The sequence below is a fragment of the Pantoea sp. B270 genome, from assembly GCF_018726825.1.
GTDB classification, from domain to species: Bacteria; Pseudomonadota; Gammaproteobacteria; order Enterobacterales; family Enterobacteriaceae; genus Pantoea; species Pantoea dispersa.
Genome location: NZ_JAHCSX010000003.1, coordinates 227,874 through 252,286, shown reverse-complemented (window position 1 = coordinate 252,286; position 24,413 = coordinate 227,874). Strand labels below are relative to the sequence as shown.

Genomic DNA, 24,413 nt, shown 5'->3' with positions numbered 1-24,413 from the left:
GTACGCTTCTGCCGCAGGGAGTGCCAGGCGGATGGGCGCGGCAGGCGGTCGCTATCGCACCGGTGTTACATTCTGCATAACTTTGCGTAATCTTCGACTATTCAGGCAGTTAAAAATAGACGCCTTAACTATTATTCATGTAAATCAATGAAGTGGCGCATTGGCGTTCTGCATCAAAATTCCGCGCTGATTGGTTGTTCCCGGTAAAAAAAGATGCCATCATGTCGCCCGAATTTCTTCCCCATCTTCATCGCTGAGGACGCCGCCATGTCCGGTACAATGCACATCTGCACTTGTCGCCGTGCGCTTCATGACAAGCGCGCCTCTGTCATCTGTTGTTCGCATTTCCCGCTCACCATGCGGTGAGGCTACGCCCCGTTCGCTGTTGGATATGAGTAAAGACAGACGCGATCTGGCTTTACTGATGTCTATCGGTTGCGGCCGCCGGACGTTATTCGCCGGGGAAATTTCCTCATTGCTGTGCCACTGGCACCCACTCATCCTTCATTACGGGGATTTGTGTTATGAACCCATTGAAAATTGCTGCCAGCGTAGCGGTAGCGCCAAGCCTGAGTCTCAACACCGCGCGCGACGTGGTGACGCTGGATAATACCGATTTCACCGACGTGGCCGCGGTAGTGGTCTCGCTGGCCGATACACGCAGCGGCGTGCTGACGCTGCTGCGCCAGACTGGCTTCAATCTGCCGGTGTTTGTCGCGAACGCCTTTGATGACACGGTGCTGACGCTGCCGGGCGTGACCGGAGAGATCAACGGCGCAGCGGAAGAGTGGCAGGCGCTGGAGCAGGCGGCGCAGGCGTACGAGGCGGAACTGCTGCCGCCGTTTTTCGACACCCTGACGCGCTATGTCGATATGCAAAACAGCACCTTTGCCTGTCCGGGCCATCAGGGCGGGGCGTTTTTCCGCCGCCATCCGGCCGGACGCCAGTTTTATGAGTTCTACGGCGAGAACGTCTTTCGCTCCGATATGTGTAACGCGGACGTCAAGCTGGGCGATTTACTGATCCACGAAGGCTCGGCCAAGGATGCGCAGAAATATGCCGCGCGCGTGTTCAACGCCGATAAAACCTACTTCGTGCTGAATGGCACCTCCAGCGCCAACAAAGTGGTGACCAATGCGCTGCTGACGCGCGGCGATCTGGTGCTGTTTGACCGCAATAACCACAAATCTAACCACCACGGTGCGCTGATCCAGGCGGGCGCCACGCCGGTTTATCTGGAAGCGGCGCGTAATCCGTTTGGTTTTATTGGCGGCATTGATGCGCACTGTTTCGACGAGACGTATCTGCGCGAGCAGGTGCGCCAGGTCGCGCCACAGCGCGTGGATCAGCCGCGTCCGTTCCGGCTGGCGATCATCCAGCTTGGTACCTACGATGGCACGGTATACAACGCGCGCCAGGTGGTGGATCGCATCAGGCATCTGTGTGACTACATTCTGTTTGATTCGGCATGGCTGGGTTATGAGCAGTTTATTCCGCTGATGGCCGGCTGCTCGCCGCTGACGCTGGAGCTCAATGAGAACGATCCGGGGATTTTTGTCACCCAGTCGGTGCATAAGCAGCTGGCGGGCTTCTCGCAGACTTCGCAGATTCACAAGAAAGATAACCATATTCGCGGCCAGAAACGTTTCTGCCCACACAAGCGGCTGAACAACGCGTTTATGCTGCACGCCTCAACCAGCCCGTTCTATCCGCTGTTCGCTGCGCTGGATATCAACGCCAGAATGCATCAGGGCGAAGCGGGGCGCAGCATGTGGCACGACTGCGTCACGCTGGGCATTGAGGCACGCAAAGCAATCCTCGAGCGCTGCAGCCTGATTCAGCCCTTCCTGCCGGAGCAGGTACATGGCAAGCCATGGCAGGCGGCAGAAACCGCCACCATCGCCGCCGATCCTGCATATTTCAGCTTCGAACCGGGCGCGAAGTGGCACGGTTTTGCCGGTTACGATGCCGGACAGTATCTGGTGGACCCGTGCAAGTTGCTGCTCACCACGCCAGGCATCAATGCCACCAGCGGCGAATACACCCGCTTTGGCATTCCGGCCACCATTCTTGCCAACTATCTGCGCGAGAACGGTATCGTACCGGAGAAGTGCGATCTCAACTCAATCCTGTTCCTGCTGACCCCAGCGGAAACGCCGGAAAAAATGGCGCATCTGGTGGCGATGCTGGAGCAGTTTGAACAGCACGTGCGGGAAGATGCGCTGCTGGCCGAAGTGCTGCCGAGCGTGTATCGCAGGCACGTCGAGCGCTATCAGGGCTACACGCTGCGTCGCCTGTGCCAGGAGATGCACGATTTGTACGTCAGCTACGACGTTAAGGATCTGCAGCGCGACATGTTCCGTCAGGCGTGTTTCCCGAAAGTCGAGGTCAATCCGCAGGATGCGCATCAGGCGTATATTCGCGGTGACGTTGAGCTGGTGCCGATCGCCAGCGCCGAAGGGCGCATTGCCGCTGAGGGAGCGCTGCCGTATCCGCCGGGTGTGCTGTGCGTGGTGCCAGGCGAAACCTGGGGCGGGGCAGTGCAGCGCTATTTCCTCGCGCTGGAAGCGGGTATCAATCTGCTGCCGGGCTTTTCACCGGAGTTGCAGGGGGTTTACACCGAGGAGGATGACAGCGGGCACAAGCGGTTAGTGGCGAATATGATGTTGTAGGAGGGGGCTGTTCCCTACCGCACGGCACCTTCTCCCGCAGGCGGGAGAAGGTGGCGATGAGCGCTAATCAATAACGGTGGTAGCTGCGCTGTGCCTGGCTCACTTTGTACAGATAGCGGCGCGACTCGGCCGACGGATGGTTGGTGGTCAGCGTCTGATACACCTGGCTCGGTGACATGCCGTTGATGGTGGCGAAGGCGCGGTCTTTATCGCTGGAGAACACGCGCAGCACGCTGCCCGCCCCGCCGTTATAAGCGGTGATCACTGCGTAACGACGCGACAGCGGATCCTGAATCCCGCCGAGATAGCTCTTCTGCAGCAGCGACAGATAAGCGGTACCGGCATCAATGTTATTGGCCGGATCGAGCAGATAGCTGCGGCTCGGTTTACCCCATTTGCCCTTCATGCGGAACACATCGACCCCGGCAGTATGCTGCACCACCTGCATCAGACCCAGCGCATCGGCGTTGCTTACCGCATAGGGGTTAAAGCTCGATTCGGTCTGCATGATGGCCAGAATCAGCGAGGCATCAACGCCATACTGTTCGGCCGCTTTGCGCACCAGCGGCAGATATTTATGCGCACGCTTGTCGAGGTGGTTAGGCACCATCGGAATGGTCACCGACCAGATAACGTGCAGCCCGGAGGTGCGTTTCTGCAGTTTGTTCTGGATCAGGTAATCAGCAAAGTTACCGGCGCGTCCCTGCCAGCGGATCGGCTGACCGGTATTATCCAGCACCTGGCCGTACAGCAGCGGCTCTTTACTGATCTGAATATCGTTGGCGTCGGAGTAGAGATCGACGTTGCCTGGATCGTCACCAATCAACAGCGTGGTGATGATGGCCTGACGCAGGCTGGCCATCGGATCGGTGCCGGAAATGGTCTCAATGGTGATGCTACCGCTGTCGAAGTTGATGTGACTGCGGGTGTAATAGTTATCGCTGTATTTGACGTAGTCCTTGGGTCCGGCGATCAGAACCTCATTGATTCCCCAGATATTCTCGATGTTGGCGGCAAATTGCCCCATCAGAATGTCAAAACCGTTGGTGTCCTTAACCCACTCTTCATGGTACTGCGATTTTTTTTGTCCGGAGCAGGAGACTAACAGGGGTGCGATGACCAGCAGTGCTATCAGTTTTTTATTCATTGTGAATGCGTGCCTGACTCGAAAAAGAGGGCCTCAAAGGGAGGCCCTGAACGTTTATTTTTCTGGCGGGGTGTAACCTTCAATGTGCACATCTTTGCCTTCGAACAGGAAATTCACCATCTCCTTCTCCAGCACTTTGCGATCTTCCGGGTTCATCATGTTGAGCTTCTTCTCGTTGATCAACATGGTCTGCTTGGACATCCACTGCTGCCAGGCTTCTTTGGAAATCTCATTGTAGATGCGCTTACCCAGTTCGCCAGGATAGAGCTGAAAGTCCTGGCCTTCAGCGTCGCGTTGCAGATAAGTACAAAAAATGGTGCGGCTCATTACTCTTCCTCTTCGGTCAAACGGGTTCGCAGTTGAAGCTGCCGGGGATGGCGCAGCTCATGCAGCAGGCGCTCTACCGGCGCGGCCAGCCCCACTGACGGTGGTTGCGCTAAGTTATACCAGAGACCGCCGGCTTCATCCATCAGCGACCCGGAGGAAGGCCACGCCAGCCACATAGGCACAATATCTAAGTGGAAATGGCTGAAGGTGTGGCGAAACGCGGTAAGCTGCTGCGGTTTCGCGTGGATGCCGCGCGCCGCCAGCCAGTCAGTCAGCGCTTGCTCACTGGTGAACTGCGGGAAGCAGAACAGGCCGCCCCACAAACCCACTGGCGGACGCTGCTCCAGAAACACCTCATCGCCGTGTTGCAGCATCAGGAACCAGCCGCTGCGCTCTGGTAGCGTGACTTTCGGTTTCTTACCGGGATAATCAGCCCAGTTGCCTTGTGCATAGGCCGCGCAGCCGCTATTCAGCGGGCAGATTTCGCATTTCGGGCGGGAGCGAGTACACACTAACGCGCCGAGATCCATCATCGCCTGATTGAACTGGCTGACGCCTTCCGCTGGCGTGACGTCTTCACTGATCTGCCACAGGCGCTTCTCCACCTCTTTTTTGCCCGGCCAGCCGCTCACTGCATAGCAGCGCGCCAGCACGCGTTTTACGTTGCCGTCGAGGATCGGGAAATGCAGGCCAAGCGACAGCGACAGGATCGCGCCCGCCGTGGAGCGGCCGACGCCCGGCAGCGCCGCGACGTCATCGAAATGAGGCGGGAATACGCCGCCGTGCAGCTCAACCACCTGTTTAGCCGCCTTGTGCAGGTTACGCGCCCGTGCGTAATAGCCGAGGCCGGTCCACAGATGCAGCACTTCATCAAGCGGCGCGGCGGCCAGGTCGGCAACCGTGGGGAAGCGCGCCATAAAGCGTTCGAAATAGGGAATAACGGTGGCAACCTGCGTCTGCTGCAGCATCACTTCGGAGAGCCACACCTTATAGGGCGTTTTCTCCAGCTGCCACGGCAGAGTTTTACGGCCAAAGCGTTGGTACCACTCCAGCACCTGTTGCGCGAACTGCGGCGCCTGCATCATAAGAAGGAAATTTTCCGTGTTTACTCTACAATCAGGCAGGAATTCCAGCACAGAGACATCAGGGTGTAAACCGGAAGATTGCAAAGGCTTGCTTCTGTTACTTAACTTTGCATAATGCCCGTTTCCCTGAACAGGCTAACCAGCAGGTTTCAACATGATTAATGACGTCATCACCCCGGAATTTGATGAGAACGGGCGGCCTTTGCGCCGTATCCGCAGTTTTGTGCGCCGCCAGGGGCGCTTAACGAAAGGACAGCAGCTCGCGCTCGACAATTACTGGCCGGAGATGGGCGTCGAGTATCAGCCGCAGCCGCTGGACATGGTCGCGCTGTTTGGCCGCGAAGCGCCGCTGGTGCTGGAGATTGGTTTTGGCATGGGCGCCTCGCTGGTGACCATGGCGCAGAACAATCCGCATCAGAACTTCCTCGGCATTGAAGTGCATGCGCCGGGTGTCGGTGCCTGTCTGGCCTCGGCCAAAGAGGCAGGCGTGCAGAATCTGCGCGTGATGTGTCACGACGCGGTGGAAGTGCTGGAGAACATGGTGCCGGACAATTCGCTGCGCATGGTGCAGCTGTTTTTCCCGGATCCATGGCATAAGGCGCGCCACAACAAGCGCCGCATCGTCCAGGTACCGTTTGCCGAGCTGGTGCTGCGCAAGCTGAAGCTGGGCGGCGTGTTCCACATGGCGACCGACTGGGAAGAGTACGCCACGCACATGCTTGAAGTGATGAGCAGCATCGATGGCTATAGCAATCAGTCGGAGAGCCAGAATTACGTGCCGCGTCCGGAAACGCGTCCGTTAACCAAATTTGAGCAGCGCGGGCAGCGACTGGGCCATGGCGTATGGGATCTGATGTTTGAGAGGGTGAAATAATGGCTGTAAAACGTAGCCGCCGTTTACGTAAAAAGTTGCATGTTGATGAGTTTCAGGAGCTGGGCTTCTCTGTTGCCTGGCGTTTTGCCGAAGGCACCAGTGAGGAAGAGGTGGATGCCACGCTCGATCAGTTCATCAATGAGGTGATCGATCCGAATGGTCTGGCCTATGACGGCAGCGGCTATCTGGTGTGGGAAGGGCTGGTGTGTCTGCAGCAGACCGGCAAATGCACCGACGCGCACCGCGAGCTGGTGCGTAACTGGCTGGAAAAGAAAAATCTCGCCGATATTCAGGTCACTGAACTCTTCGACGTTTGGTGGGACTAAGTTTTATTACAGTATGCTGGTGCGCATAAATGCGCACCCTACAGGGGATTGCCCTTACGGGGGCGCCATTTATGGCGACCTGGACCGCATGCTGATGCGTATAAATGCGTACCCTGCGGGGGATGGTCCTTTGTAGGGTCGCCATTTATGGCGACCTGGACCGCATGCTGAAGCGTATAAATGCGCACCCTGCGGGGGATGGTCCTTTGTAGGGTCGCCATTTATGGCGACCTGGTAACAACCGCAAACTGTCTTGCTCTTTCCCGCACAGAATACTCAGGAGATTTCATGGTTCGTAAGGCTCTTCTCGCCGCGCTGCTGCTGGCGGCGGCTCAGGCGCATGCTGACTATCAGTGCAGCGTCAATCCAAAGGATGATGTGATCATCAAACCCCAGAGCGTGCAGGTGGTGGGCAGCAACGGCAACCTTGAAATCACGCCGCAGGGCGATGTGCAGTTCAACGGCAAGTCGGTGAGCGTCGATAACGCCACGCGCCAGCAGGCGATTGACTACCAGAACGCGCTGCGTCGCGATCTGCCGTGGGTCGACAGCGGCGCAACCACCCGTCTGGAGCGGGGCCGCGTGGCGCTGGATAAAGTGATTGTCGAAAAACTCGGCTCGGACAGCAATGTGCGCAATCGCCTGACCACGCTGAACGGTCAGCTGAAGCAGCAGATGAACCGCATCATCGAGCATCGCCCGGATGGCCTGACTTTCCACCATCAGGCCATTGAGCAGGTGCGCGCCGACGGCGAGAAGCTGGTGCAGAGCACGCTGGGCGGGGTGTTGCAGGATAGCCTGAACGAGATGGGTACCAAACAGGCCGCCAGCGGCAGCAATCCGTTACAGGCGCTGATGGGCAACCTCGGCGGGCTACAGCAGTCGATTCAGACTGAATGGAACAATCAGGAGCAGGATTTCCAGAACTTCGGTCATGAAGTGTGTAACCGGGTGACCGCACTGGAGAGCCAGCGCAAGACGCTGATGCAGAACGTAAAGGGCTAAGCCAGCCGCGTTGCCGCTGAATGCACGGAACATCACGGCGTCATTGTTCTTCTGAACAGTGGCGCCTTTTTTATCCCCGCAACTTTTAAGCCAAGATTTAACGGGTTGTCTTAGATTCGGGACGAATCTGATAACGACAAAATTTCCGCATTAATAACTATATCAACGGGCATTCAGCCTATTGAACTTATTAATTTTTAAGGAAATTTTATGTTATTTTCTGACACCTCTGCTTCCAGTTCACACCCGGTTTTATCACCCCCTGTGGTTATCGTTGCCGAACGCGGCTGGTACAACGATCCGCAAAAACGCTGGCAGGGAACGGTACAAACGCCGGACGCCGTTGAAGTCATCGTGACGGTTAACGGTGGCAATCCGCTACACGTGCCGGTGATCAATGGCCACTTCGAGTGGATGCCGCCGCAGCCGATGGCCGATGGTGAATACCAGCTCACCTTTACCGCCGTGGATGCCGCCGGCAATCACAGCGCACCCACGCGCGTGGATTACAATATCGATACCCATCCGCCCGCCAGACCGATCATCGAAGCGATTGAAGACCACGTTGCCGGCGGCGTGGAGGACGGTAACAGCATCCGCCGTAACGGCTATACCAACGATGATCAGCCGGTGGTACGCGGGCAGGCCGAAGGCAACGCGTTGGTTTATCTCTATAATGGCAACCAACTTCTCGCCTCTGTCCGTGCCGATGCGCAGGGCAATTGGCAGGCACAACTCGATCTGCCGCAGGACGGAACCTATAACCTGACGGCGCAGGCCGAGGACCGCGCCGACAACCGCAGTCAGCCGTCGCCGAAGTGGACCTTTCATCTCGATACGCTTACCCCGGAAACGCCGACGTTCAGCTATTACGACGACAATCGCGGGCTGTATCAGGGCCAGTTTGGCCGCGGCAAACCCACCGATGATGTCCGGCCGGAACTGCACGGCGAAGCCGAGCCCGGCAGCGTGGTGCGCATTCAGTATGCCGCACCGGGCGGAAAGTGGATTGTCGGCGGTACGGCCACCGTCGACAGCAGCGGCCACTGGCACTGGACGCCGCCGCAGGATCTGCTGCCGGACGGCGACTGGCGTTTTCGCAGCCGCAGCAGCGATAAAGCCGGCAACGTCAGTCAATGGAGCGACAGCTGGACGCTGACCATCGACACCCGTATCAACACGCCCACCATCCTGCAGGCTATCGATGACGTCGGCACCATCCAGCCGGTGCTGCCGGGCCAGACCACCGACGATAAGCGGCTCGATTTTTCCGGACAGGCTGAGCCTTACAGTCAGGTGACGCTGTACCAGAACGGCGTGGCAGCCGGCAGCGCGACGGTGGGGGCCGATGGGCGCTGGCAGATTACCCCGGACCGCGACATGCAGCCGGGCAGCAACAACTTTACGGTAAAAGCGGTCGATGTGGCGGGTAACGTCAGTGACTATGCGCCCAACTGGGCGATTAACTATGACTCTGGCGTAAAGCACAGTTCTGGCGAAGAGAACTGGAACTGTCGCGCCAATACCAGCTGGCAAACCGGCCGTGTGTATCAGTACGGCGGGTTGAAAGTCACCGAACTGAAACATGGCACCACCAACAACTGTTTCTATACCGGCATCATGAACCGGCCAGATGGCTATGAAAGCAAAGCGATTGAGATGCTGGATCATTCGGTCGTGCAGTTTGATTTTGGCGCCACCAATTACGTGGAGTTCAATTATGGCTATCTCCACAATTGCGATACCTACGTGGATATCTTCTCCCCCAGCGGCGAGCTGCTGGGGCGCGAATACCTGCAGCCCGGTGGCGCCAGCCGGTCTGAGCAGGGCCTGAACACCTTTAGCTGGCAGGCTCCGGCGGGCCAGCAGATTGGCTATATTGACGTCCATTCGGGCGAAGATCCGGATACCTATAAAAAAGTGCTGTGCTGGAACGTGCTGGTGAAGCGCGATGTCGGCTGGATTATTGATACTGTGCGCTGGGGCAAAGACGAGAGCCTGGTACAGCACCATACGCTGCCGGAAACGCAGGAACAGGAGGGCGCGCAGCTGCATCTGAATGATGTGCAGCAGTGGCTGGCGGCGCACAGCGGACAACCGCTGCAGGGCTTCTCTGCGCTGGTGCTGGAAGGAGAACATCAGCAGCTTGATTATCAGCAGCTGACGCAGCATATCAGCGGCCTGCAGCATATCGATCTCACTGGCTCAGGAGACAATCTGCTGCAGCTGGATGCGCAGCAGCTGTTGCAGCAGGCGCATCAGGATGTGTTGCTGCCAGAGCGCACGCGCAGCTGGCTGATTGATGGTGATGCCGGCGACGTGGTACAGCTCAGCGATAGCACGCAATTTTATCAGCAGTGGCAGCAGCAGGGGACGCAGCAGAGCGGTGGCAAAGTGTGGCAGGTGTTTGAGAGTCTCGACCACAGCGCGACGCTGTTAATCAATAATGAGGTGATGGTCGCCTGAGCGTAACAGATGCAGCCGTGCCGCACAGCACGGCTGCCAGCGGAAAAGGCGCGCGCCTTCTCCGCTGAATTTACATGAACAGCTCCAGCAGCGAATTCAGGAACAGTTTGCCTTTTTCGGTAATCTGCCAGTGCTCTGGCTGCTCCTGCACATAACCGGCGGCGATGGCTGCGTCGATCTGCGGGCGAATCACTGCCTCGTCCAGCCCGGTGTAGCGCTGAAAGTCGGCGCGCGGCGCGGCTTCCAGCAGGCGGAACCGGTTCATAAAGAACTCGAACGGCTTGTCCTCGTCCGGCACGTCATGCTGCTTATCCAGATAGTTGCCCTTCATAAAACCGCGCGGATGACGGGTTTTCACCGTGCGCACAATGCGCCCGTCCGGCTGCGTCAGCTTGCCGTGCGCGCCACAGCCGATGCCGAGGTAATCACCGAAGCGCCAGTAGTTCAGGTTATGCTCGCAGCGATAGCCCGGTTTGGCGTAGGCCGAGGTTTCATACTGCTGATAGCCTGCGGCGCTCAGCAGCTGATGACCCTGCTCAAAGATATCCCACAGCGCATCGTCATCCGGCAATACCGGCGGGCGTGAACCAAACAGCGTGTTGGGCTCAATGGTCAGCTGATACCACGACAGATGCGGCGGATTGAGGGCAATCGCCTGGCGCAAATCGTCCAGCGCCTCTTCCAGCGACTGATCCGGCAGGCCGTGCATCAGGTCGAGGTTAAAGCTGCGCAGGCCGAGACCGGCCGCCAGCTGTGCCGCGCGGACCGCCTCGTCCGGACCGTGAATGCGCCCCAGGCGCGTCAGCTTTTGCGGACTGAAACTCTGCACGCCAATCGAAATCCGATTAATGCCCGCCCGCTGATAGCCGCTGAAGCGATCGGCTTCCACCGTGCCCGGATTGGCTTCCATGGTGATTTCGGCGTCCGCCGCCAGCGGCAGGCGCGCACGCACGCCATCCATTAGCTGCTGCATCGCTTCGCTGCTCAGCAGGCTGGGCGTGCCGCCGCCGATGAAAATGGTGCGCACTTCGCGCCCGGCGGTCAGCGGCAGATCCTGGTCAAGATCGTTGAGCAGATGCTGCACATACTCACTGTGCGGCACTTCGCCTTTAAGCGCGTGCGAGTTGAAGTCGCAGTACGGACACTTCTGCACGCACCACGGGATGTGGATATAAAGGCTTAACGGTGGTAACTCAGGCATTGCGCATCGCTTCCAGCAGCAGCGTCAATGCTTTACCCCGGTGCGACACGGCACGCTTTTCATCCTTGCTTAGCTCGGCGGCGGTTTTACCCAGCGCCGGCACGTAGAAGATCGGATCATAACCGAAACCGCCTTCACCGGCAGCTGCGCGGGTAATCTCCCCGGCCCAGCTGCCGTGGAACACCAGCGGCGTCGGGTCGGAGGCGTGACGCACGTACACCAGCACGCAGTGGAACTGTGCCTGGCGCTCGCCGTCCGGCACCAGCTCCAGTGCCTGCAGCAGTTTGTCGAGATTCTGCTGGTCGCTGGCATCAACGCCGGCATAGCGTGCCGAGTAAATGCCCGGTGCGCCGCCCAGCGCATCGACCGCCAGCCCGGAGTCATCGGCAATCGCCGGCAGGCCGGTGATCTGCGCAGCGTGACGCGCTTTCAGGATGGCGTTTTCGATAAAGGTCAGCCCGGTCTCTTCGGCAGACTCTACGCCCAGCTCGGTTTGCGCCACGATATCCAGGCCGAAGGCCGCTAACAGATCGGCCAGTTCACGTACTTTGCCCGGATTACCGGTGGCGAGCACAACTTTTTGCATAACAGTTCCAGATTAACGAATTACAGCAGGTACCAGAGACCCGGGAACAGATCCATACCGAGGAAGTTCAGCGCATACAGCACCAGAATTACGATCATCGCCGAGAAATCAATGCCGCCCATCGCCGGCAGGATACGGCGAATCGGTGCCATCAGCGGTTCGGTCAGCTGGATCAGCACATAGTCCATCGCACCGCGTCCCTGGCTGATCCAACTCATCAGCGAGCGAATGATGATCACCCAGAACACCAGATAGCCGGCGGATTTGACCAGTGACAGCAGGCCCACCAGCAGGTTGGTCGGATCGACGGAGAACACCCCGACCTGAATCAGCAGCAGAATCGGATATTTCAGCGTGGTCAGCACGAATGCCAGCAGCAGTGACGCGGTGTCAATCGGTCCCAGCGCCGGCAAAATGCGGCGCAGCGGTTTAACAATCGGCTGGGTGATCTTCACGACAAACTGCGCCAGCGGATTGTAAAAGTCACAGCGTGACCACTGCATCCAGATGCGCAGCAGCAGCACCATCACGTACAGATCAATCAGCGTTTTGACTAAAAACGTCAGTGTTAACATGAGGTTCCTCAATTATTGTTGTGAAGGGCGTGCATAATCCCGCGCGCCAAATACCGCGGTGCCGATGCGCACCATCGTACTGCCTGCGGCAATCGCCGCATCCATATCGTCGCTCATTCCCAGAGAAAGCGTATCGACGCCTGGATAGTCCTGTTGCAAGGCGCGAAACGCGCTGGCCATCTGCTGGCACACCGCCAGCTGGCGCGCGTAATCCTGCTCGGGCGCCGGAATCGCCATCAGCCCACGCAGGCGCAAACGCGGCAGGGCGGCAATCTGTTGTGCCAGCCCGGCGACGGCCTCCAGCATGATGCCAGATTTGCTGTGCTCGTCACTGATATTTACCTGAATTAACACGTTGAGCGGCGGCAGCGCGGCCGGACGCTGATCGTTCAGCCGCTGCGCGATACGCAGACGGTCAACGGTATGGCACCAGGCAAAGTTTTCCGCCACCAGACGGCTTTTATTGGATTGTAACGGCCCGATAAAGTGCCATTGCAGATCAGGATGTGCGGCCAGTTCGGCAACTTTTTCAACCCCTTCCTGCACGTAATTTTCACCGAAGGCGCGCTGTCCGGCGGCAATGGCTTCTGCGATAGCGCTCGCAGGTTTGGTTTTGCTCACTGCAAGCAGCGTAATTTCTTCTGGCGCGCGGCCGCAACGCGCGGCGGCAGCAGCGATCCGCTCGCGCACTTGCTGTAAGTTGTGCTCAATGGAAGTCATAGTCAGGAGAAGTTAAATGGATTTGGATGACGTTGTGGCGCTTAGTGTAAAGCATAATGCGGCCGATCTGCACCTTTGCAGCGGACATTTACCGCACTGGCGCCGGCAGGGCGTACTGGAGCCAATACCGCAACAGCACAGCTTGCCTGAGCGCTGGCTGCAGGCCTTTAGCGAGCAGTGGCTTAGCGCCGCGCAGCGCAGCGAGTTAGCTGGCAGCGGTCACGTCGATTTCGCCATCATGCTCGGCAACGGCAGCCGGCTGCGCGCCAATCTGTTCCGCCAGCGTCACGGACTGGCGCTGGCGCTGCGGCTGATTGCCAGTCAGCCACCGGATATAGCGCGCCTGCAGCTGCCGGACGTGGTGCGCTCGCTGCTGCAGCTGGAGGAAGGGCTTATCCTCATCACCGGCGCGACCGGCAGCGGCAAATCCACCACGCTGGCGGCGCTGGTGGATAGCCTTAATCGTCAGCAGGCGCGCCACATTATCACGCTGGAAGATCCGATCGAGTTCGTCCATCACAGCCAGCGTTCGCTGATTCAGCAGCGCGAAATCGGCGCGCACTGCGCTTCGTTTCAGCTCGGATTAAAAGCGGCGCTGCGTGAAGACCCGGATGTGATCCTGCTGGGTGAGCTGCGCGACAGCGAAACCATCCGCCTGGCGCTGACCGCTGCTGAGACCGGCCATCTGGTGCTGGCCACGCTGCATACGCGCGGCGCGACGCAGGCGGTGGACCGGCTGGTGGATGTGTTTCCGTCCGAGGAGAAAAACCTCGTACGCACGCAGCTGGCCGGCAGCCTGAAAGCGGTGCTGGCGCAGCGTTTAGTCGCCGCCAAAGCCGGTGGCCGCATTGGCCTGTTTGAAGTGCTGGTGGCGACGCCGGCGGTCGCTAACCTGATCCGCGAAGGCAAAATGCATCAGCTGCCCGGTGTGTTGCAGACCGGCGCGCAGGCAGGGATGCAGACTTTCGCTCAGAGCGAGCAGGCCCGGCGTGAGGCGGGATTAATTTGAGCGGCGACGTGCCCTGAGAACCGTCGACACGGCGGCGCGAAACCGCGCGGCCGTGTCCGGGCTGATTTAATGCGTCTCGAACCAGTCCTGCAGGATAATCACCGCGGACTGCGAATCGATATGGCCTTTCTGCAGCGCGCGATAGCCGCCGCGTTCGAACAGATCGGCACGCGCTTCAACGGTGCTCAGGCGCTCATCCTGCAGCTCCACACGCACGCCGAAGCGGCCGTGCAGCCGGTTAGCAAACTTGCGTGCGCGCGCCGTCAGCGGCTGTTCGCTGCCGTCCATGTTGAGTGGCAGGCCAACCACCACGTAATCCGGCTGCCACTCTTTCAGCAGCTTACCAATGAGCTCCCAGTCCGGCGTGCCGTCCTGCGCTTTCAGCGCGGTGAGCGGGCGCGCAGTGCCGGTCAGCTGTTGCCCGATGGCAACGCCGATGCTTTTGGTACCGAAGTCAAAGCCGAGCAGCGTTTCACTGGCCATCAGGCGTGCCCTGCATCGCTGGTCATGTTGTGGATGTCCACACCCATGCTGCGCGCGGCTTCACGCCAGCGTTCGGCAATCGGCGTCTGGAACAGGATCTGCGTATTGGCCGGCGTGGTCAGCCAGGCATTCTCCAGCAGCTCATTTTCCAGCTGATCCTTCTCCCATGCGCAATAACCCAGCGCTACCAGCACGTTCTCTGGCTGTTCACGCGTGCCGATCGCTTCCAGCACATCGCGTGAAGTGGTGATCACCGTATTGTCAGAAATGCGAATACTGGAGGAGAACACGCGCTGGGCCGAGTGCAGAATAAAGCCACGATCTTCCGCCAGCGGACCACCGGCAAACACCGGTTTGTCCAGTTTGATGGCAGGATCGCGTTCTGATGGGCTGATCTTAAGTTTTTTCAGGATGCCTTCGACCGTCAGGTTGTCCATCGGCTTGTTAACGATCAAACCCATGGCACCCTCTTCGTTATGCTCGCAGATATACACCACCGAGCGTTTGAAGAAAGGGTCCTGCAGCGACGGCATCGCAATCAAGAAATGGTGCTGTAAATTCATTCTCACTCGTTTACCAAAAATAGCCGGTGCTGAACGGCTGCACCGGCTTTGGGTGGTTCACGGAGCTCTCACTCCTGCGGCATCCTCAGCCCAAACGTTTTTCAATCGCGTCCATCAGCATGCCGGTGATGGAGACCGGGAACGCCGCCTCGATTTCGCGGATGCAGGTTGGGCTGGTGACGTTAACTTCTGTCAGTTTATCACCGATAATATCGAGGCCGACAAAAATCAGCCCTTTGGCTTTCAATGTCGGACCTACGCGGCGGGCAATTTCCCAGTCGCTGTCGCTCAGCGGACGGGCTTCGCCGCGGCCACCGGCGGCGAGGTTGCCACGGGTTTCGCCGCCCTGCGGAATGCGTGCCAGGCAGTATGGCACCGGTTCACCATCGACCACCAGCACGCGTTTATCACCGTCTTTGATCGCCGGCAGATAATTTTGCGCCATGCAGAAGAACTGACCGTGGTTGGTCAGCGTTTCGGTGATCACGCCGAAGTTGGCGTCATCTTTTTTGATGCGGAAAATCGACGCGCCGCCCATGCCGTCGAGCGGCTTGAAGATCACATCGCCATGCTCCTGCCAGAACGCGCGCAGCTGCTCTTTGTTGCGCGTCACCAGCGTGTCTGGCGTCAGGTCGGCAAACCAGGCGGTGTAGAGTTTTTCGTTGCAGTCACGCAGGCTCTGCGGTTTGTTAACGATCAGCGTGCCTTGCTCTTCCGCGCGCTCCAGCAGATAGGTTGCGTAGATAAACTCGGTATCAAACGGCGGGTCTTTACGCATCAGCACCACGTTAAGATCGGCCAGCGGGATAGTCTGCTCGCTGCCAAACGTGTACCACTGATCGTAGTTCTGCTCGACGCTCAGCAGCCGGGTGCGCGCGTAAGTCACGCCACCGCGCAGCGACAGATCGCCCATCTCCATGTAGTGAATTTCATAACCGCGGCGCTGTGCTTCCAGCAACATGGCGAAGCTGGAGTCTTTTTTAATGTTGATGGACGAAATCGGGTCCATAACGATGCCAAGCTTAATCATTATTCTCTCCTCAAAGGGGAATTCAGCCACCCCGTTCCGTGCGAAAGCGTTGTGCTGGTCAGTTATCTGCGTGTGTCTTCGGGCTGAAAGTATCCCTTAACCGAGGTCACCAAACCTCACCTGAAGTGCCGTGATGGCGGTGAGCGCCGTGGTTTCGGTGCGCAAAACGCGCGGACCGAGCAGGATATCGGTAAAGCCGTGCTGCGCCGTCATGGCAATTTCCTCTGCCGACAGGCCGCCTTCCGGGCCAATCAGCAGCCGTACGCGTTCAACCGGCTGCGGCAGCGTATTGATGCTGTGGCTGGCGCGCGGATGCAGGTTGAGCTTCAGGCCGTCATCCGCTTCGGCGCACCAGGCTTCGAGCGTCATCGCGGCGCGGATTTCCGGCACGCGATTACGACCGCACTGCTCGCAGGCGGCGATGGCAATTTTCTGCCACTGCTGAATCTTTTTCGCCAGGCGTTCGGCATCCAGCTTTACGCCACAGCGTTCAGAAAACAAGGGCGTAATCACATTCACGCCCAGTTCGATCGATTTCTGGATAGTGAATTCCATTTTTTCACCGCGCGACATCACCTGACCGAGGTGTAAGTGCAGCGGGGATTCGCGATCGTCAGGCTGGCTGGCAAGGACCTTTACTTTTACACGCTTTTTGTCGGCCTGGGTGATTTCGGCGCTAAAAGTCAGATTACTGCCATCAAACAGCTCGATCTGCTGTCCGGCGCTCATGCGCAGCACGCGGCCGACGTGGTTGGCGGCATCCTCATCAAGCAGAACTTCACTGTTAACGGTTAGAGCTTCGGGGTGATAAATGCGGGGTATGCGCATGCGGTTCCTGCCGGCGTTATGCCGCATCGCGCGATGCGGCCCAATCGAAAAAAGCTAGTGTAGGGTAGCGCTTTCAGCGCTGGCAAGCCTGCTGTACCCAGGAATTGTGATTTCCCTGCACCGCGGCGATGCGCTGGTCACGTTCGCACTCCCACGGTGTGACCGGATACTGCTTGTTCCACGCGGTGAACAGCTGGGTTTGCTGGCGTGACAGGCGCAGATGATACTGGTCGCGCATATAGAAGTAGGTGCGGGCGATGGCGCCGCGCGCGCGCTCGGGAGGCTCGGCGCGCTTCTGCTTAAAATCGATCTTCATGCTGCACTGACCGTACGGCTGCTCGCCACCGTTCCACTGGCTGTACTGGAAGTTGTTGCGGTCGCCGTTCACTTCGCCGATGGCTGGCTGCAGGTTGTGCAGATCGCTTTCGATGCGGCGGTAATCTGCGTCTTTGCTGCAGTTTTTGCGTCCGCCATTTTGCCAGCACTGACGCTGATGACCAAACTCCCATGCCGGCATGACGTGTTCCCACTCGATGCGTTCCGCGCGGTTGGCGTTCTTGCGCACGCTATAGCCGCAGCTGCTCAGATCCGGCACGCCTTTTTTACCGTGCCAGCTGATTTTGCAGCCGCAATAAAAATCCGCCGGCGCATCCGCGTTGATCTTTGCCGCGACCACTTTCGCCTGCTGAAAATTGTTCTGGTTGTAATGGGTGAGACTGAGGCTGTACGCGCTGAGCGGCGCGACCAGCAGAGAGAGTAATAACAGCGTTTTGCGAGACATATTCCAAAAAATAACCTGGTACCGAAAAGGGCGGCAGCGTAACAGAATGGCCGGGCGCGGGGAATGAGAATCGCGGACTAATCCGCTGCGTATTCACCGGGTTGCAGCAGCGTACCGCAATGCACACAGCGATATTCGCTCTCACCACGCACCACGCGGTTATGGCGGCGTACCGTCAGCTGATGTTGCTGGCAGCGACAGCGATAGGGGAAGGTATTGCTGCGCACCGAAGTGATTGCGAACTGATGGGTGCGGCGGGCGGGCACGCCCAGCACGTCCTCCATCATCCACTTCCACTCTTTGCCGTGCGGCGGCACGCGGCCGAAGGTTTTCCACACCAGCAGATGCGCCAGCTCATGCGGCACCACTTCATCAATAAAAGCCTGCTGGTTTTCCAGCAACAGCACCGGGTTGAGGCGAATTTGCCACTGCTCCAGCCACGCGGTGCCTGCGGCCGTGCCGCGCTGCTGATAAACCAGCGTCGGCTCTTCGAAATGACGTTCGAGTTTTTGCTGAGCCAGCTGCAAAAAATGGCGCAGCGAGCGCATGACGGCTTGTTGCAGGGCGATGGGCAGACGTGGCGTTTTCATGTGCGGCAGCATAAGGCGTTGCCGCGGGGTACGCAACTGCATGCGCACAGGCGGCAGATAAAAAAAGGGCCGCCCTGCGGCAGCCCCGGTTAACGCATCTGGCCTTACTGCTGGCCGATATCGCGCAGTTTTTTGCCCGACATCAGGTTGCGCTCGATGTGCTCCAGCGAGACGTTTTTGGTCTCCGGAATCAGCGCGACCGTCAGCAGAATAAAGAACACGTTCAGCGCGGCGTAGACCCAGAAAGTCGGCGCGTTGCCCAGCGAGTTCAGCATGGTCAGGAAGGTGGCACCAACGATCATGTTGGCAATCCAGTTGGTCGCGGTAGAGACGGTGATACCAAAATCACGCCCTTTCAGCGGCTGAATTTCAGAACACAGTACCCAAATCAGCGGACCGGCTGACATCGCGAAGCCAACAATGAACATCAGCAGCATGGCGATAGCAAAGTACTGCTCACCGGCAGAGTTAATGCCAATGTGCAGCATGGTACCGAGGATACCCATGCCGGCTGCCATCACCAGGAAGCCCAGCACCAACGTGGGTTTACGGCCCCAGCGATCCACCAGACCGATAGCAATAAAGGTGGCCAGCACGTTCACCAGACCTACGATCACGGTGCCCCACATTTGCTGCGTGGTATTGGCGAAGCCGGCGATTTCGAAGATTTTCGGTGCGTAGTACATGATGACGTTCATGCCGGTGAACTGCTGCATCACCTGCAACAGCACGCCGAGGAACACCGCGCGGCGGAAGTTGCTATTGCTCTGGAACAGCTGCCAGCCGGACTGTTTGATCTTCAGGCTTTCGCGGATCTCATCCAGCTCGCGTTTCGCCTGCTCGCTGGTGTCACGCAGGCGATCCAGCACGCGCTGTGCATCGCGGAAGTCACCTTTCGCCGCCAGCCAGCGCGGGCTGTTTGGCAGGAACACCACGCCAACCAGCAGCAGCACCGCCGGAATAGTGATGATGCCCAGCATCCAGCGCCAGTCGCCCGAGGCACTGAACGCGGTGTCAGACAGGTAAGCGCCGAGAATACCGATGGTGATCATCAGCTGATACAGGGAAATCATACTGCCGCGGATCTTCTCCGGTGCGATTTCCGAGAGATACAGCGGGGCGGTATAAGAGGCAACGCCGACGGCAAGGCCGAGCACCACGCGTGCGGCAATCAGCATTTCCGGGTTTGGCGCCATCGCCGACCACAGTGAACCGATAACGAACAGGATGGCACCGGCCATCAGGCTCTTTTTACGGCCGAGACGCGAAGACATCCAGCCGCTGCCCACAGCACCGACCGCAGCACCGAACATCATTGAGCTGACGATCCACTCCTGCTGATGTGCGGTAACGTTGAAATCTTTCGCGATGAAGGGCAGGGCACCGGCGATAACGCCGATATCCAGACCGAACAGCAGGCCCGCCAGAGCGGCCAGAAAGCAGACAAACAGGGTCATCGCCTTGTTTGAGGTTCTGCTTTTGTGAGTATTACCAGGCATATTGCCTCCGAAGTTTATCCATCTTTGTTTTTATCAATGTTAAGTAAGCTGCCTGCGGGAAAAAGTGAGTGCGATCACATCGATGTAATCGGTTACACACGCTGAAACCCTGTAATCCAGCATTTTTTGCCCGAATCAGTCACATAACCAGTAAGGTATAGCACCCTTTAAGTTTCTGACATCACTATAAATATCGGCTATCAGACGACGCTGAAAATAACGCATTTTCATCACCGTTACTACGCTGAAAAATCTCTAAATTGAAGATATTAAAAGGATTTCAAAATGTAATCGTTAACACTTTGTTGTAAGCGCAGTGCTAACAGTGTAGACAGCGCTGAAAAATGCGCCTGCGGTGGTATAGACAAAAAGTGTGATGGTGCAAAGGCGGGATAGGGGAAGCGGTCAGGGACGAAAGAGTGGAAATTTCGCCGGTAAAAAAGCCCGCTTGCGCGGGCTCGATTTACCTTCTCCGCTAAGAGAAGAGCGGGGTGAGAGCCGTTGCCCGCACCCGCGTAGATTACAGGCCTGCGGCCTCGCGCAGCTGGGCGGCTTTATCGGTCTGTTCCCACGGGAAGTGTTCACGACCAAAGTGACCGTAGGCAGCGGTTTCTTTGTAGATTGGCTTCAGCAGATCCATCATCTGAATCAGACCGTATGGACGCAGGTCGAAGAACTCACGCACCAGCAGCGTCAGCTGTTCGGTTGAAATTTTCTCGGTACCGAAGGTTTCCACCATGATAGAGGTCGGTTCTGCCACGCCAATCGCGTAAGAAACCTGGATTTCACAGCGATCGGCCAGGCCAGCGGCAACGATATTTTTCGCCACGTAGCGCGCAGCGTAAGCCGCTGAGCGGTCAACTTTCGACGGATCTTTACCGGAGAACGCGCCGCCGCCGTGACGAGCCATGCCGCCGTAAGTATCGACGATGATTTTACGACCGGTCAGGCCGCAGTCGCCCATCGGGCCGCCGATCACGAAACGACCGGTTGGGTTGATGTGGTATTTGGTGCTGGCGTTAATCCACTCGGTCGGCAGTACCGGCTTGATGATCTCTTCCATCACCGCTTCACGCAGATCGGCCTGTGAAATCTCTTCTGAATGCTGAGTTGACAGCACTACCGCATCGATACCGACAATCTTGCCGCCGTCGTACTGGAAGGTAATCTGGCTTTTGGCATCCGGGCGCAGCCATGGCAGCGTACCGTTTTTACGCACTTCAGCCTGACGCTGCACCAGACGGTGCGCGTAGGTCACCGGTGCCGGCATCAGCACGTCGGTTTCATTGGTGGCGTAACCAAACATCAGGCCCTGGTCGCCCGCGCCCTGTTCCAGCGGATCGGTACGGTCTACGCCCTGGTTGATGTCCGGCGACTGTTTACCAATCGCGCTCAGCACCGCACAGGAGTTAGCATCAAAGCCCATATCGGAATGAACATAGCCGATTTCACGTACGGTATTACGGGTGATCTCTTCGATATCGACCCAGGCGCTGGTGGTGATCTCACCGCCAACCAGCACCATACCGGTTTTTACGTAGGTTTCGCAGGCGACGCGTGCTTTAGGATCCTGTTCAAGGATGGCGTCCAGCACGGCATCGGAAATCTGATCGGCGATTTTATCAGGATGTCCTTCTGATACGGACTCGGATGTAAAAAGGTGTTTAGCCATTCTGTTCTTTACCTTGCAAATGGTTTGAATTCGACTGCATAGCGTAAGCGGGATGATGCCAGCTCGACGCCCCTTCAGGCAAAGCCGCAAGCAGTAGGAAGTGTCAGCGTACCAGGCTCACACCGCCTGGATGTTAATCAGTTTAGATGGAAAACCATCTGGACGGCTATTTTAGGTCACTCAGTGCGCGTTTTTCCAGTGCTTTTTCGCCATCCGCATTTATCGCTACAGATCAACTGGAATATTTTCCTGACACCCGCCGCAGCGCGCCGACAAAGATTTTGCATTTTGCCGCGTCAGACTGTATAAAACGCCGCAGTTGTCCCATGGATGACGCCCCCGTGCGTCGCGCTGTCAGAGGCTGTTGATCTGATTTTCATCCACTCCGTTTCCGCATGCTGTTAGCAGGCGCTGGAGGTGATAAAAACAATGAACCACATTTTCGCTCTCTTCGGTTCACGGCGCCGTTCTGGCGCGCTGGCACGCCTTTCCATTTCCAGTTCTGCTCTTTTCTCTCGTCGAAGTTTTCTGCGCTGCGGTAATTATCCCGACACGAGCGCCGGCTAAGCTATTCCCCCAGTTTCTCTGCTGTGTTTCACTCGCCTGTGGTGAGGTGATGCGGGACGATTTTGCCCCGTTGTGCACCGCTTCCGGCACGGTGTTTTACACTTAACCTCAGTAAGGCGCACGGTAACCTGCTGAGGCAAGATAAGCAGAATGAGGAAATTTCCATCCGGCGCAGTAGCAGCAAAATCCGGCAACTTTTTCATATTTCAACGGAAAATTGAGGTTCGTGATGTCTGACGACATGAAGAATATCAAGGGTTCGTCAGCTGGCGAACAGGGTGTACTCCGCTCGATGCAGGAGGTGGCGATGAACGATCAGGACGCAAGCAGAATGCTGCGCACCTACAACATTGCCTGGTGGGGAAACAACTATTACGACGTCAACGAACTCGGCCACATCAGCGTCTGCCCGGATCCGGATCAGCCGGAAGTGCGCGTTGACCTGGCGAAGCTGGTTAAAGAGCGCGAGGCCGACGGCCAGCGCCTGCCTGCGCTGTTCTGCTTCCCGCAAATTCTGCAGCACCGTCTGCGTTCGATTAATGCCGCCTTTAAACGCGCGCGTGAATCTTACGGCTATAAGGGCGACTACTTCCTGGTTTACCCGATCAAAGTTAACCAGCATAAGCGCGTGATTGAATCGCTGGTCAACTCCGGCGAGCCGCTGGGGCTGGAGGCGGGTTCCAAAGCTGAGCTGATGGCGGTGCTGGCGCACGCCGGAAAAACCCGCTCGGTGATTGTGTGTAACGGCTACAAAGACCGCGAATATATCCGTCTGGCGCTGATTGGTGAAAAGCTCGGCCATAAAGTCTATCTGGTGATTGAGAAGATGACCGAAGTGCGCCTGGTGCTGGAAGAAGCCGAGCGGCTGAACGTGGTGCCGCGCCTCGGCATTCGCGCCCGTCTGGCATCGCAGGGATCCGGTAAGTGGCAGTCGAGCGGCGGCGAGAAATCCAAATTTGGTCTGGCGGCATCGCAGGTGCTGCAGCTGGTCGATATCATGCGCAAAGCGGGTCGTCTCGATAGTCTGCAGCTGCTGCATTTCCACCTCGGCTCGCAGATGTCCAATATTCGCGATATCGCCACCGGCGTGCGTGAATCGGCGCGCTTCTATGTTGAGCTGGCGAAGCTGGGCGTCAGCATCAAGTGCTTTGACGTCGGCGGCGGGCTTGGGGTTGACTACGAAGGCACGCGTTCGCAGTCAGACTGCTCGGTCAACTACGGCCTGAACGAATACGCCAATAACGTGATCTGGGCCATCGGCGACGCCTGTGAAGAGCACGGTCTGGAACATCCGACCGTGATTACGGAATCGGGGCGTGCGGTGACCGCGCACCATACCGTGCTGGTCTCCAACATCATCGGCGTTGAGCGCAATGAATTCAGTACGCCGGTCGCACCGGATGCCGACTCACCGCGCCCGATTCAGAGCCTGTGGGATACCTGGCAGGAGATGCACGAGCCAAGCGTACGCCGTTCGCTGCGCGAATGGCTGCATGACAGCCAGATGGACCTGTTCGACATCCATACCGGCTATTCGTCAGGCACCTACGATCTCGGTCAGCGTGCCTGGGCAGAGCAGCTGTATCTCAGCATCTGCCACTATATTCAGCAGCACCTTGACCCGAGCAACCGCGCCCATCGGCCGATCATTGATGAGCTGCAGGAGCGCATGGCGGATAAGATTTACGTCAACTTCTCGCTGTTCCAGTCGATGCCGGATGCGTGGGGCATCGATCAGCTGTTCCCGGTGCTGCCGCTGGAAGGACTGAACAAAACTCCGCAGCGTCGTGCGGTACTGCTGGATATCACCTGTGATTCCGATGGCACCATCGATCACTACGTTGACGGCGACGGTATTGCCACCACCATGCCAATGCCGGAATACGATGTGGATAATCCACCGATGCTGGGCTTCTTTATGGTCGGGGCGTATCAGGAAATCCTCGGCAATATGCACAACCTGTTTGGCGATACCGAAGCGGTTGACGTATTCGCCTTCCCGGATGGCAGCGTAGAAGTGCAGCTGTCTGATGAAGGGGATACCGTGGCGGATATGCTGCAATACGTGCAGCTCAATCCTAACGATCTGATGACGTTATTCCGCGATCAGGTAAAACAGCAGCAGGATATTGACGAAGAGCTGCGGGCGCAGTTCCTTGAAGAGTTTGAGAGTGGGCTTTACGGCTACACCTATCTCGAAGACGAGTAAGTGTATTTCCCGCAACGGGCTCCGGCTGGAGCCCGTTATTATCACCTTCCCTGACAATCCTTCCTGTCATTTATTCAATTCGTGATCGCTATCACTCTGAAATTATCCCGGCCGAAACAGCAAATTCAAACCGTTTATTAACAAAACCTATCTGCTTAATTCAGCAGCGAAAGCGCATCGGCAGCAAAAAAAACGTTT

Annotated in this window: 22 protein-coding genes; 7 read left to right on the top strand and 15 right to left on the bottom strand. The window is 57.7% G+C overall.

Features of this window, described 5'->3' with window-relative positions:
• Nucleotides 1-524: 524 nt before the first annotated feature.
• Nucleotides 525-2,672: an ornithine decarboxylase gene (locus KOL70_RS20670; RefSeq protein ID WP_215481502.1), complete on the top strand. Its 2,148-nt coding sequence runs from the start codon at nt 525-527 to the stop codon at nt 2,670-2,672.
• A 67-nt stretch (nt 2,673-2,739) separates the two neighbouring features.
• Here the strand turns inward: KOL70_RS20670 and mltC are convergent, their stop codons facing one another.
• From mltC to mutY, 3 genes are read right to left on the bottom strand one after another with little or no spacing between them, the layout of a single operon-like run.
• On the bottom strand, nt 2,740-3,819 hold the full coding sequence (gene mltC, locus KOL70_RS20665) for a membrane-bound lytic murein transglycosylase MltC (protein WP_021506619.1): 1,080 nt from the start codon (nt 3,817-3,819) through the stop codon (nt 2,740-2,742).
• Between the two features lie 54 nt (nt 3,820-3,873).
• A complete protein-coding gene (locus KOL70_RS20660; RefSeq protein ID WP_010617014.1) occupies nt 3,874-4,146 on the bottom strand; it encodes an oxidative damage protection protein in 273 nt (90 codons plus the stop codon).
• Complete coding sequence (gene mutY / locus KOL70_RS20655; RefSeq protein WP_215481501.1) at nt 4,146-5,231, bottom strand: A/G-specific adenine glycosylase; 1,086 nt, start codon at nt 5,229-5,231, stop codon at nt 4,146-4,148. The genes KOL70_RS20660 and mutY overlap by 1 nt, the downstream gene beginning before the upstream one ends.
• A gap of 154 nt (nt 5,232-5,385) precedes the next feature.
• Between mutY and trmB the strand changes: the two genes are divergently transcribed.
• The 4 genes from trmB to KOL70_RS20635 all read left to right on the top strand — a co-directional run bounded on the left by trmB (nt 5,386) and on the right by KOL70_RS20635 (nt 9,902).
• The gene (gene trmB, locus KOL70_RS20650; protein ID WP_021506621.1) at nt 5,386-6,105 is read left to right on the top strand and encodes a tRNA (guanosine(46)-N7)-methyltransferase TrmB; all 720 of its coding nucleotides are present in this window, start codon (nt 5,386-5,388) and stop codon (nt 6,103-6,105) included.
• Nucleotides 6,105-6,431: a YggL family protein gene (locus KOL70_RS20645; protein ID WP_021313105.1), complete on the top strand. Its 327-nt coding sequence runs from the start codon at nt 6,105-6,107 to the stop codon at nt 6,429-6,431. The genes trmB and KOL70_RS20645 overlap by 1 nt, the downstream gene beginning before the upstream one ends.
• A gap of 288 nt (nt 6,432-6,719) precedes the next feature.
• Nucleotides 6,720-7,436, top strand: coding sequence for a DUF2884 domain-containing protein (locus KOL70_RS20640; protein ID WP_058757118.1), 717 nt, complete (start codon nt 6,720-6,722; stop codon nt 7,434-7,436).
• Nucleotides 7,437-7,646: 210 nt separating this feature from the next.
• The gene (locus KOL70_RS20635) at nt 7,647-9,902 is read left to right on the top strand and encodes an Ig-like domain-containing protein (protein ID WP_215481500.1); all 2,256 of its coding nucleotides are present in this window, start codon (nt 7,647-7,649) and stop codon (nt 9,900-9,902) included.
• A 70-nt stretch (nt 9,903-9,972) separates the two neighbouring features.
• Here the strand turns inward: KOL70_RS20635 and hemW are convergent, their stop codons facing one another.
• The 4 genes from hemW to KOL70_RS20615 are packed head-to-tail and all read right to left on the bottom strand — an operon-like array spanning nt 9,973 to nt 12,984.
• Nucleotides 9,973-11,103, bottom strand: coding sequence for a radical SAM family heme chaperone HemW (hemW, locus tag KOL70_RS20630; protein ID WP_058757116.1), 1,131 nt, complete (start codon nt 11,101-11,103; stop codon nt 9,973-9,975).
• Nucleotides 11,096-11,689, bottom strand: a complete 594-nt coding sequence (locus KOL70_RS20625) for an XTP/dITP diphosphatase (protein ID WP_215481499.1) — start codon at nt 11,687-11,689, stop codon at nt 11,096-11,098. The genes hemW and KOL70_RS20625 overlap by 8 nt, the downstream gene beginning before the upstream one ends.
• Before the next feature lie 20 nt (nt 11,690-11,709).
• Nucleotides 11,710-12,264 (bottom strand): YggT family protein, encoded by a 555-nt coding sequence (locus KOL70_RS20620; RefSeq protein WP_021506626.1) that lies wholly within the window; start codon nt 12,262-12,264, stop codon nt 11,710-11,712.
• A gap of 12 nt (nt 12,265-12,276) precedes the next feature.
• A complete protein-coding gene (locus KOL70_RS20615) occupies nt 12,277-12,984 on the bottom strand; it encodes a YggS family pyridoxal phosphate-dependent enzyme (RefSeq protein ID WP_021506627.1) in 708 nt (235 codons plus the stop codon).
• Nucleotides 12,985-13,000: 16 nt separating this feature from the next.
• Between KOL70_RS20615 and KOL70_RS20610 the strand changes: the two genes are divergently transcribed.
• Nucleotides 13,001-13,993, top strand: a complete 993-nt coding sequence (locus KOL70_RS20610; protein WP_215481498.1) for a type IV pilus twitching motility protein PilT — start codon at nt 13,001-13,003, stop codon at nt 13,991-13,993.
• Nucleotides 13,994-14,059: 66 nt separating this feature from the next.
• On the opposite strand, the gene ruvX is transcribed toward KOL70_RS20610, so the two are convergent.
• From ruvX to metK, 8 genes are all read right to left on the bottom strand, one after another.
• Nucleotides 14,060-14,476: a Holliday junction resolvase RuvX gene (gene ruvX / locus KOL70_RS20605; RefSeq protein ID WP_058757113.1), complete on the bottom strand. Its 417-nt coding sequence runs from the start codon at nt 14,474-14,476 to the stop codon at nt 14,060-14,062.
• Nucleotides 14,476-15,039, bottom strand: coding sequence for a YqgE/AlgH family protein (locus tag KOL70_RS20600; RefSeq protein WP_021506630.1), 564 nt, complete (start codon nt 15,037-15,039; stop codon nt 14,476-14,478). The genes ruvX and KOL70_RS20600 overlap by 1 nt, the downstream gene beginning before the upstream one ends.
• A gap of 85 nt (nt 15,040-15,124) precedes the next feature.
• Nucleotides 15,125-16,069, bottom strand: a complete 945-nt coding sequence (gene gshB / locus KOL70_RS20595; protein WP_021506631.1) for a glutathione synthase — start codon at nt 16,067-16,069, stop codon at nt 15,125-15,127.
• Nucleotides 16,070-16,165: 96 nt separating this feature from the next.
• On the bottom strand, nt 16,166-16,897 hold the full coding sequence (rsmE, locus tag KOL70_RS20590) for a 16S rRNA (uracil(1498)-N(3))-methyltransferase (RefSeq protein WP_021506632.1): 732 nt from the start codon (nt 16,895-16,897) through the stop codon (nt 16,166-16,168).
• 73 nt (nt 16,898-16,970) lie between these two features.
• Entirely contained in the window at nt 16,971-17,678 is a 708-nt protein-coding gene (endA, locus tag KOL70_RS20585) for a deoxyribonuclease I (RefSeq protein WP_127834530.1), read from the bottom strand.
• Between the two features lie 77 nt (nt 17,679-17,755).
• A complete protein-coding gene (locus KOL70_RS20580) occupies nt 17,756-18,268 on the bottom strand; it encodes a SprT family zinc-dependent metalloprotease (protein WP_088517903.1) in 513 nt (170 codons plus the stop codon).
• A 104-nt stretch (nt 18,269-18,372) separates the two neighbouring features.
• Nucleotides 18,373-19,767 carry a sugar porter family MFS transporter gene (locus KOL70_RS20575; RefSeq protein WP_031279461.1) on the bottom strand — a complete coding sequence of 465 codons (1,395 nt, stop codon included), beginning with the start codon at nt 19,765-19,767 and terminating at the stop codon, nt 18,373-18,375.
• Nucleotides 19,768-20,287: 520 nt separating this feature from the next.
• Nucleotides 20,288-21,439, bottom strand: a complete 1,152-nt coding sequence (gene metK, locus KOL70_RS20570; RefSeq protein WP_215481497.1) for a methionine adenosyltransferase — start codon at nt 21,437-21,439, stop codon at nt 20,288-20,290.
• Nucleotides 21,440-22,235: 796 nt separating this feature from the next.
• Here metK and speA point away from each other — a divergent pair.
• Nucleotides 22,236-24,215, top strand: a complete 1,980-nt coding sequence (gene speA, locus KOL70_RS20565) for a biosynthetic arginine decarboxylase (protein ID WP_215481496.1) — start codon at nt 22,236-22,238, stop codon at nt 24,213-24,215.
• Nucleotides 24,216-24,413 lie beyond the last annotated feature (198 nt).

What these genes read in the sequence shown, in the direction of transcription:
- KOL70_RS20660 (WP_010617014.1), bottom strand. Translation starts at nt 4,146, where the DNA reads ATGAGCCGCACCATTTTTTGTACTTATCTGCAACGCGACGCTGAAGGC.
- KOL70_RS20615 (WP_021506627.1), bottom strand. Translation starts at nt 12,984, where the DNA reads ATGACTTCCATTGAGCACAACTTACAGCAAGTGCGCGAGCGGATCGCT.
- KOL70_RS20610 (WP_215481498.1), top strand. Translation starts at nt 13,001, where the DNA reads ATGGATTTGGATGACGTTGTGGCGCTTAGTGTAAAGCATAATGCGGCC.
- speA (WP_215481496.1), top strand. Translation starts at nt 22,236, where the DNA reads ATGTCTGACGACATGAAGAATATCAAGGGTTCGTCAGCTGGCGAACAG.
- metK (WP_215481497.1), bottom strand. Translation starts at nt 21,439, where the DNA reads ATGGCTAAACACCTTTTTACATCCGAGTCCGTATCAGAAGGACATCCT.
- KOL70_RS20670 (WP_215481502.1), top strand. Translation starts at nt 525, where the DNA reads ATGAACCCATTGAAAATTGCTGCCAGCGTAGCGGTAGCGCCAAGCCTG.
- KOL70_RS20625 (WP_215481499.1), bottom strand. Translation starts at nt 11,689, where the DNA reads ATGCAAAAAGTTGTGCTCGCCACCGGTAATCCGGGCAAAGTACGTGAA.
- gshB (WP_021506631.1), bottom strand. Translation starts at nt 16,069, where the DNA reads ATGATTAAGCTTGGCATCGTTATGGACCCGATTTCGTCCATCAACATT.
- KOL70_RS20580 (WP_088517903.1), bottom strand. Translation starts at nt 18,268, where the DNA reads ATGAAAACGCCACGTCTGCCCATCGCCCTGCAACAAGCCGTCATGCGC.
- KOL70_RS20640 (WP_058757118.1), top strand. Translation starts at nt 6,720, where the DNA reads ATGGTTCGTAAGGCTCTTCTCGCCGCGCTGCTGCTGGCGGCGGCTCAG.
- KOL70_RS20635 (WP_215481500.1), top strand. Translation starts at nt 7,647, where the DNA reads ATGTTATTTTCTGACACCTCTGCTTCCAGTTCACACCCGGTTTTATCA.
- mltC (WP_021506619.1), bottom strand. Translation starts at nt 3,819, where the DNA reads ATGAATAAAAAACTGATAGCACTGCTGGTCATCGCACCCCTGTTAGTC.
- KOL70_RS20575 (WP_031279461.1), bottom strand. Translation starts at nt 19,767, where the DNA reads ATGCCTGGTAATACTCACAAAAGCAGAACCTCAAACAAGGCGATGACC.
- endA (WP_127834530.1), bottom strand. Translation starts at nt 17,678, where the DNA reads ATGTCTCGCAAAACGCTGTTATTACTCTCTCTGCTGGTCGCGCCGCTC.
- KOL70_RS20600 (WP_021506630.1), bottom strand. Translation starts at nt 15,039, where the DNA reads ATGAATTTACAGCACCATTTCTTGATTGCGATGCCGTCGCTGCAGGAC.
- ruvX (WP_058757113.1), bottom strand. Translation starts at nt 14,476, where the DNA reads ATGGCCAGTGAAACGCTGCTCGGCTTTGACTTCGGTACCAAAAGCATC.
- hemW (WP_058757116.1), bottom strand. Translation starts at nt 11,103, where the DNA reads ATGCCTGAGTTACCACCGTTAAGCCTTTATATCCACATCCCGTGGTGC.
- KOL70_RS20645 (WP_021313105.1), top strand. Translation starts at nt 6,105, where the DNA reads ATGGCTGTAAAACGTAGCCGCCGTTTACGTAAAAAGTTGCATGTTGAT.
- KOL70_RS20620 (WP_021506626.1), bottom strand. Translation starts at nt 12,264, where the DNA reads ATGTTAACACTGACGTTTTTAGTCAAAACGCTGATTGATCTGTACGTG.
- mutY (WP_215481501.1), bottom strand. Translation starts at nt 5,231, where the DNA reads ATGATGCAGGCGCCGCAGTTCGCGCAACAGGTGCTGGAGTGGTACCAA.
- rsmE (WP_021506632.1), bottom strand. Translation starts at nt 16,897, where the DNA reads ATGCGCATACCCCGCATTTATCACCCCGAAGCTCTAACCGTTAACAGT.
- trmB (WP_021506621.1), top strand. Translation starts at nt 5,386, where the DNA reads ATGATTAATGACGTCATCACCCCGGAATTTGATGAGAACGGGCGGCCT.